Here is a 242-nt window from a genome sequence, read left to right as displayed (position 1 = left end):
CATCATTCTATCGCGGGTTACTTTAGCCAAAATAGAGGCCGCAGCAATCGAAGGGACGGTGGCATCTCCTTTTATAATAGCATTTGCTGGCATAGACAAAATGGGACAGCGATTGCCATCAATTAAAGCTAATTTTGGATGAACGCTTAAACCAGTTACTGCACGCTGCATGGCTAATAAAGTTGCCTGTAAAATATTCAACTGGTCTATTTCTTCAACAGAAGCCTGAGCAACACTCCAAC

General features: G+C 42.6%; 1 protein-coding gene. It reads right to left on the bottom strand.

What is annotated here, in order from left to right; translation table 11 throughout:
• On the bottom strand, window positions 1-242 hold a 242-nt coding region (locus AC3XQU_RS24670), incomplete at both ends, for a ribonuclease HII (protein WP_489876733.1).

It is taken from the genome of Telluria sp. AZSoR62 (assembly GCF_058111565.1).
Note: the sequence above shows the minus strand (reverse complement) of the source record. Positions and strands in the feature narration are given on the sequence as shown.